General features: G+C 39.0%; 6 protein-coding genes. All 6 read left to right on the top strand.

The features are described 5' to 3' along the window. Positions 1-492 (top strand): IS5 family transposase (locus V5298_RS18700; protein ID WP_332932948.1); only part of this gene is annotated, 492 nt, incomplete at its 5' end. A 201-nt stretch (positions 493-693) separates the two neighbouring features. Then, positions 694-1,620 (top strand): RHS repeat domain-containing protein, encoded by a 927-nt coding sequence (locus tag V5298_RS18705; RefSeq protein WP_332932949.1) that lies wholly within the window; start codon positions 694-696, stop codon positions 1,618-1,620. 522 nt (positions 1,621-2,142) lie between these two features. Beyond that, positions 2,143-2,493, top strand: coding sequence for a hypothetical protein (locus V5298_RS18710; RefSeq protein WP_332932950.1), 351 nt, complete (start codon positions 2,143-2,145; stop codon positions 2,491-2,493). A gap of 167 nt (positions 2,494-2,660) precedes the next feature. Then, a complete protein-coding gene (locus tag V5298_RS18715) occupies positions 2,661-2,921 on the top strand; it encodes an RHS repeat domain-containing protein (protein WP_332932951.1) in 261 nt (86 codons plus the stop codon). Positions 2,922-2,951: 30 nt separating this feature from the next. Continuing rightward, a complete protein-coding gene (locus V5298_RS18720) occupies positions 2,952-6,983 on the top strand; it encodes an RHS repeat-associated core domain-containing protein (RefSeq protein WP_332932952.1) in 4,032 nt (1,343 codons plus the stop codon). 1 nt (position 6,984) lies between these two features. Beyond that, on the top strand, positions 6,985-7,428 hold the full coding sequence (locus V5298_RS18725; protein ID WP_332932953.1) for a DUF3592 domain-containing protein: 444 nt from the start codon (positions 6,985-6,987) through the stop codon (positions 7,426-7,428). The last annotated feature ends 231 nt before the right edge of the window (positions 7,429-7,659 follow it).

Here is a 7,659-nt window from a genome sequence, read left to right on the forward strand (position 1 = left end):
ATGCATCAGACCAAGAAAGGCAATGAATGGCACTTCGGGATGAAAGCCCATATTGGTGTGGATGCCAAGAGTGGCCTGACCCATACGCTGGTGACCACCGCCGCCAACGAACATGATCTGAATCAGTTGAAAAACCTGTTGCACGGCAACGAGGAATTCATCTCTGGCGATGCCGGTTATCAGGGGGCAGAGAAGCGGGAAGAACTGAAAGACACGAACGTGGAATGGCTGATTGCCGAGCGTCCCGGCAAAGTTCGGGCATTGAAAAAGCATCCCCGCAAGAATAAAACCGTCATCAATATCGAATACTTGAAAGCCAGCATCCGGGCAAAAGTAGAACACCCGTTTCGCATTATCAAATGCCAGTTCGGCTTTATCAAAGCACGCGACAAGGGACTGATGAAAAATGACTCACAGTTAGCCATGCTATTTACCTTGGCAAACCTGTTTAAAGTCGACCAGATGTTGCGACGACAGCCAAGATCTGTCTGAAATCCGGGAATGGCTCGGATAAACGACCAAATCCCGCCTAAAAAGGCAGAATATTGCCCAAAATTGAAAATTTAGCGCTCAATTTTTAGACGGGTAATGCAACGTCTCGATCAAGACCTAAATTGCAGGACTTATTCGCAGTTTCCTTAGATAGAAGTAGCCATTAGGTAAGATGGTAAAGAATTATTCATGGAATGAACAATGAAAAAAGCACTACGATTTCTTAAGGTAAGTACCTCATTTTTCTTTTTTTTAACTTTATATTTTAGTTCGTTTTTAGTGCAAGCAAGCTATGTAAGGGGTCACCTAGATGATCCTGGTACGGACTACGAGAATTTTAAAATACGTGGCTGGGCATGCCAAACTGGCCGTAACGAATCTATAGAGGTGAGAGTACTTCTTGACGGCAAGTCTGGTACTGGCACTTTATATAAAGCTTTACAAGCCAATCAAAGTTCTGCACAAGGCGTGGCGAATGCTTGCAGTAATTCTTATTATAAAAATCGCTTTAGTTATATTATGCCATTGGCAGACGTTTATAAAAACCGCGGCAAACCTATCTATGCTCACGGCATATCTACTATTGGCTCCGGAAACAGTTTGTTGAACAACTCCGGTAATTATAGAGTTCCAAATATTCCCTCTACCATCGTTAAAGGCTATATCGATGCACTTATCAAATCTGGTTCAGATTATTACGTCAAGGGATGGGCATGCCAATCAAATTATAAAACGCCGATTGATGTGCATGTCTACCTTGGGGGGAAAGCTGGTAGTGGCGGCAGCAAGGTAGTATCGGACAAAGCAAATTTAGCAACTGGTGTTGGGGTGGCCAATGCGTGTAAGACTACTGCAAAGACATATGGGTTCAACATAAAAATTCCAGCCAGCAAAGTAGAAGAATTTGCGGGAAAAGCGATTTATGTACATGGTATTTCACTGGTGGGAACGCCAAACTCGTCCATTGGACAGTCAGGAAAGTTCATCCTTCCCAAAACATCAACAGGCGCTATTACGCAGTTTGGATATGATGCTCGTGGACGGCTTATAGAAGTCGCTGATCATACAGGTCAATCAGTGAGCTACGAGTATGACGATGCCGGTAATCGCATTAGAGTAAACAATTAGGGGGAATGTATGACTACGCGTCTGTTTTTAGCTTTCTTTGTTATATTGATAGCTACGAAGGTAGTGATAGCGGCTCCGGAGTACACCCCCTCGGGAATATCAATGCAGTCGAGGAATATGGAGCTGGAGTGAGGGTTTACGGATTAAATTTATCTGGAAATCCTGCTGGATGTAATAAAACAGCAATTGCATTTCCTTCGGCTTCTGCTAGGACATCTGATGAGCAAAATAGACTTAATAGTATGTTATTAGCCTCGTTTGTATCTCAACAACGAGTTAGGGTTAAGTTAAGTGATACGGAGTGCAGGGAAAATCAGCCTGTATATCTTTCAGTGCGTATTGAAAATTAGCGGTATGCATATAAGGCTCAAGCTTGGCTTCGTAACTTATTACTAAGCTAACAAAAAGTAACTCTTCTCGGCTGTAGTAGATAATACTAAAGAATGAGCTTATTCAATAGTGACGTAAAGATGTAAAGTTTGCTAGATTTTATTTAAAAAATTGATAAATAATGGGGTGTTTATGAATTATTTTTTTACCTTTGTTTTGACTGTATTCGTGGCTTTTAATGTTGTTGCTGCTGGCTCGGGAACCGGGGATCAAGTCATTAATGCAATTGAAATAGATTCTCATAATAATCTTCGTATCTATTTAGCTAATGCAAACCATAACTCGACCTGCGCTACGAGTGGAAAAGAGAAGACATTAACTTTACCCAAAAGTGATGCTAATTTTGATCATTTTCTTAGTATTGCACTAACAGCTCAAACTACGGGGAAAAAGGTATATATGTGGCTAGATAATTCTCAATGTGTTACAGAGGGGTCAACATATTTTCCTAAACCAATGACCATAATTTTAAGGAATTATTGATAATTCGTTAAGTCCTTGGTTTGCAGGGTTAAAATCCTTGATTCATTACCTGCTGTTATTGAGGGGTGTTATAGATTATATTTTATGTAGTAGAAAAATGTTTTCTTATTGTGATAGTTTAGTGAAAAGGATGAGGTTTATTGCATACCTTTAATAAGGAGAGAGGGATGCGAAAAAAGTTGAAAAATAGTTTTTTTGTTTTCATTATATTATTGATATCTCTGCCAGCCTTTTCTGTTGAATTGGTTCCGATATCTGTTGGTAATATTATTATTTTCGTCCAAGCCGCTGATTTTAAGGATGAAAATTTAAAAGTGACTTTTCAATATGATGCTCGTGGAAGGTTAATTCAAACAAAAAATCAAAGTGATGAAAAAATAAATTACGAATATGACGATGCTGGCAATCGTACAAGAGTAAACAATTAGGGATATAGATTCACACAGGGATAGTAATAAATGTTTTCAAGAAGATTATTAATTTTAATATTAGCTTTATTTTTTTCGATTTCTGCTTTATCAGAAGAAGAACTTCCGCTAATAAAACCACTCAACGTAGCCGTAGATGTTAACGGTGTTGATTTGCTCTCAGGAAAGTACTACGCCGATTATCCCCAATTGCAAATCCCAGCCTCGCCCCGCCTCAATTTTAGTCAGCTAAGTAAATTAAATATGCTGATTAAAATCAGTGTGAATGCTAATCCTACAGGAGCGCTTTCCGAGCAAAAGGCATCTGTCACGCTTTCGAACGGATCATTGACTTCAGATTACTTTAGTTGTGTAGATAGCGACTGTATATCTTCAAAAAATAATGGTTCACAATTTACTTTGCGAAATGTGCGAGCAAATTCAAGTCACATATATGTGCATGGCGGAAGTGGCATACGGTATGTCTATAGTTCTAAATACTATTACAAAGAGACCAACGAACCTGATTCATTCAGCTCTTCTGTTTGGAAGCAAGGAACTTGGTACGCGACGTCAATTGTCTATCCTGACGGAGAAACAATATCCGTTTCTTATGATAAATATAGTTTGAATTCATATACAACTATACATCGCCCCACTCGTTTCTCTTCGAGCACAGGCTATCAAATGGATATTTCATATCAATCTGATAATAATGAAGAAATGGGTTGGTCTTTAGCATCTGAAGTGAAGATTGTTAAATCTTCAAACCCTGGAACCGTTCTCGCGAAATATACATTCAGTAATCACACTCTTACTGATATGACTGGGCGTACTTGGACCTATTCAGGCAACAGCCAGATGAGCCTATCAAGTTTTGATTATGCGAGTAAGAATTTTTCTGTAAAACTTCCCAGTGATACCTTTAATTCAATCTCCATCAGTTCTAATAGTAACAATTATGGTGGGGTTACTCATGATAATTTTGTTACTAATGTAAATAACAAAGGAAGTTCGTACACTTACAGTTACACACCTGTTTCTGGTTCTGGTTACGATAGTCGTAAACAGTACAGCAGGTTGGAGATTAATGGTCCAGAAGGATATAGACGGACATTGGAATACTATGTGTATCCTGCTCCAAAACATCAAATCAAGGTAAAACGCGATACCAATGCATTGGGTTATAGTACTACTTATTCGTATTATAGCGAGAATTCGGGAGGTAACTTAAAAAGTGTCACTTTTCCCGAAGGGAATAAAGAATTATATACATATGACAATAGAGGGAATGTTACTCAAAAAACTCTACAAGCAAAGCCTAATGATGCGCTTCCCGATATCACAATTACAGCTGAATACCCTAGTACATGCGTAGATTTACAATGTTTTCGCCCTACAAGTATTAAAGATGGGAATGGGAACATAACCCAATATACTTTTGCTTCGCATGGGGGACTTCTTACTAAATTGGAGCCAGCTGATGAAAATGGCCAACGGAGAAAAACTGAGAATAGTTATGTAACGCAAAATGGCCACGTACTTTTAGAGAAAACAGTCGTCTGCCCTTCAAATGCATGTACGGGGAAATTGAAGCAAGTTACGGAATATACTTACTGGGCAAAAACATTCTTACCCCTGACAATTACCAAAAGAGATGGAAATGGTGTTCTTATAAGTACTACTACGAATACTTACGATGAGAAAGGTCAACTTATAGCAGTAGATGGTCCTTTAGCTGGGAATACTGATGCCACCTATTATAAATATGATGATGTTGGCCGTAAAACGTGGGAGATTGGTCCGGAAACACAGGCAGGGACAAGAGTAGCGAACAAGTATGAATATCGTCCTCAAGACGATAATGTAACGCAAGCAACTACTGGAAGTGTAAATAGTCCGAGCAGTACTTCATTAACGGTTATTAGGGAGCAGGTTAATCAATATAGCCCATATGGCAATATCCTGATAACTAAAACTGGAGCAAATGGTAGTTATGATACACTCACTCAGTTTAGCTATGATGGCTTAAATAGGGTTATATGTGAAGCAACCCGTATGAATCCCTCTAAGTTCTCAAGTTTACCCGATTCTGCTTGTGTATTAGCAACAACTGGTAATTATGGTCCTGATAGAATAGTAAAAAATGAATATGACAATAACTCTAATTTAATAAAGCGAGTAGAAGCTTACGGGACGTCCGATGTTGGAATTGATGTTGAGTTATCTTATTGGCCTAACGGCCAAATTAAATACCGTAGAGATGGTAACGGAAACCAGACTGATTATTCCTATGACGGGTTTGACAGGTTATCGCAGATAATTTTCCCAGACTCCTCCTACGAAGATAGCGCATATGATAGTAACGGTAACCTTGTCTCTTGGCGTAGACGTGATGGAACCTTATTCTCCTATAGATTTGATGCGTTAAACCTTAAAGTATCTAAAAAAATTACTGGAGAAGGTAGTGTTACCTACGTTTATGATGGATTAGGACGAAAATTAAAAATAACAAACGGGAGTTCTACGTTAAATTATAGTTATGACGAACTGGGCAGGCTCGCTGAAACTACAATAAATGGACGAAAGATATCATATGCATATGATCTTGCAGGCAGAAGAACGAGAATAACCTACCCGGATAACTTTTTTGTTACGTACGATTACGATCCTTCAGGTTCGCTAACTACAATAAATCAATTTGGTAGTGCGCCGTTAATTAGTTACGTTTATGATGATTTTGGTCGGCTAGAGAAAATAGAAAGAGCTAACGGAAAAAATACGTATTTTTCTTTCAACGTGCTTGGAAAAATTACAAATTTTTATCATGAAACTATAAATAATTCTGATTTTACTTATAATCCCGCGCAGCAAATTGTTAGTCGAACTGCGAGTAACGTGGATTACGCAGTTAAAATCCCAACTGTAGAGTCGCAAGATTACGTTTCAAATGAATTAAATCAATATGCTAGGATTGGTAGTAAAAATTTAAGTTATGATTTACGCGGTAACCTTACGAGTTACGATGGGTGGACGTACACGTTTGACAAGGAAAACCGTCTTACAAGAGCTAGTGCATCGGGCACTTTAGTAAACCTGTCTTATGATCCAGATGGGAGACTAGAAACTCAAAAAGTGAACGGCTCTACCACGGAGTTTCTTTATGACGGAAATAACCTCATTATGGAATATAGCGCCAATGGAACGGTGCTTCGTCGATATGTTCATGGCATAGCAGATGACAACCCTGTTTTATGGTATGAAGGAAGTGGAACAGCCAATAAGCGTTACTTACTATCTGATGAAAAAGGTACCATAATCTCAGAGGTCGATAAAAATGGAAATGTGGTACAGACCCATCAGTATGATCCATTCGGCCAGCCACAAAACAGCAGCGATTCCCGATTCAGATATACCGGCCAAATTCTAATAGAAGGTACTGAGCTTTATTACTACAAAGCACGGATTTATCATCCAAAATTAGGGCGATTCCTTCAGACTGACCCTGTGGGTTATGAAGATCAGATGAATCTTTATGCGTATGTGGGGAATGATCCGGTTAATTTTAGTGACCCTACTGGGAAAACACGGTGGAAGGTTAAACTTGGAATAAAAATTGTTGGCACTACAGGTGGTGCTTGGGAAGTTGGTTTCAGTTTCGATGACGAAACCTATGAAGTTTCGGGTAGCGCCGGTGCTTCAGTGAGATTTGGAGCGGAGGCTGGAACAGATATTAGTTTCACCAGAGAAAAAAGCTCTTATAGAGGCAATACTGCATCTGCAAAATTAACTGCTGACGTCAGTGTGGGTCTAGGAGAAGATACTGCAAAGTATGAGGGAGAGCTATCAACGAATACTGGTTTTGCTCATGATGGGAGTATGGAAAGTGCGTTAAAAGTTGACTCCAACGGCCTAAATTTAAATCCAAATATGGGCGTAAGCGTCGGAATTGGAGGGCAAGTTGAGGGTAATGTTTCTTTGCCTGACACATTAAACAATATTCAAGAAGGGATTAGTTCTGCGATGAAATCTTTAGATACCTTTATAGGCATTTGCTCTAAAAATCCGGGGCAGGCGTGTTGATATGTTTAATAACAGCAAAGTGTTTTATATCGTAAGTATAATCGCATCATTAATCTGGGTGGTATACTTAAGTAATTCATTGTACAGAAGTTTTGATACCTACAACTGGGAAAGTGTTACGGGTGAGATAGTAGCAGTAGAAGCCGTAAGAACGAGTGATAGCCGAGAGAAATATATTCTATTGATTGATTATATTTATGTTATCGGGGGAAATGAGTTTTCGGGGAATAATAAAAACTTTAGTAAATCAAAGTTGAATTTAGATGAAATGAATGAAAAGTTAAATGCATCCCAAGTTGGAGATAAAATCCAGCTATACTTTAACCCTAACAATCCAACAGAATCAGTTATGTCAATAGGCATAAGTAAGAGCGTCATTTTTTTACTACTTATTTCTACATCCATATTGCTATTTGCATCAGCTAAATTGAAAAAACTCTTGTAGAATTTAATTGTTGAATCCAAAGCCTCCCTCGTTGAAGTGACCACGTTCGGTTAATAGGGCTAAGAATTACAGCACCGCGAGTAATGCTTGGCAGTTGAATTGATCACTTGGTGACAGCAACTGCTGCAATTCACGCCAGCGCCGCTAGGAACGCTGCTTCGTCGATATGTTCATGGCATAGCAGATGACAACCCTGTTTTATGGTATGAAGGAAGTGGAACAGCCAATAAG

The organism is Alteromonas sp. 14N.309.X.WAT.G.H12 (assembly GCF_036697315.1).
Lineage (GTDB): Bacteria > Pseudomonadota > Gammaproteobacteria > Enterobacterales > Alteromonadaceae > Alteromonas.

Coding starts and splice junctions, on each gene's coding strand:
- V5298_RS18705 (WP_332932949.1), top strand. CDS start 694: ATGAAAAAAGCACTACGATTTCTTAAGGTAAGTACCTCATTTTTCTTT.
- V5298_RS18710 (WP_332932950.1), top strand. CDS start 2,143: ATGAATTATTTTTTTACCTTTGTTTTGACTGTATTCGTGGCTTTTAAT.
- V5298_RS18715 (WP_332932951.1), top strand. CDS start 2,661: ATGCGAAAAAAGTTGAAAAATAGTTTTTTTGTTTTCATTATATTATTG.
- V5298_RS18720 (WP_332932952.1), top strand. CDS start 2,952: ATGTTTTCAAGAAGATTATTAATTTTAATATTAGCTTTATTTTTTTCG.
- V5298_RS18725 (WP_332932953.1), top strand. CDS start 6,985: ATGTTTAATAACAGCAAAGTGTTTTATATCGTAAGTATAATCGCATCA.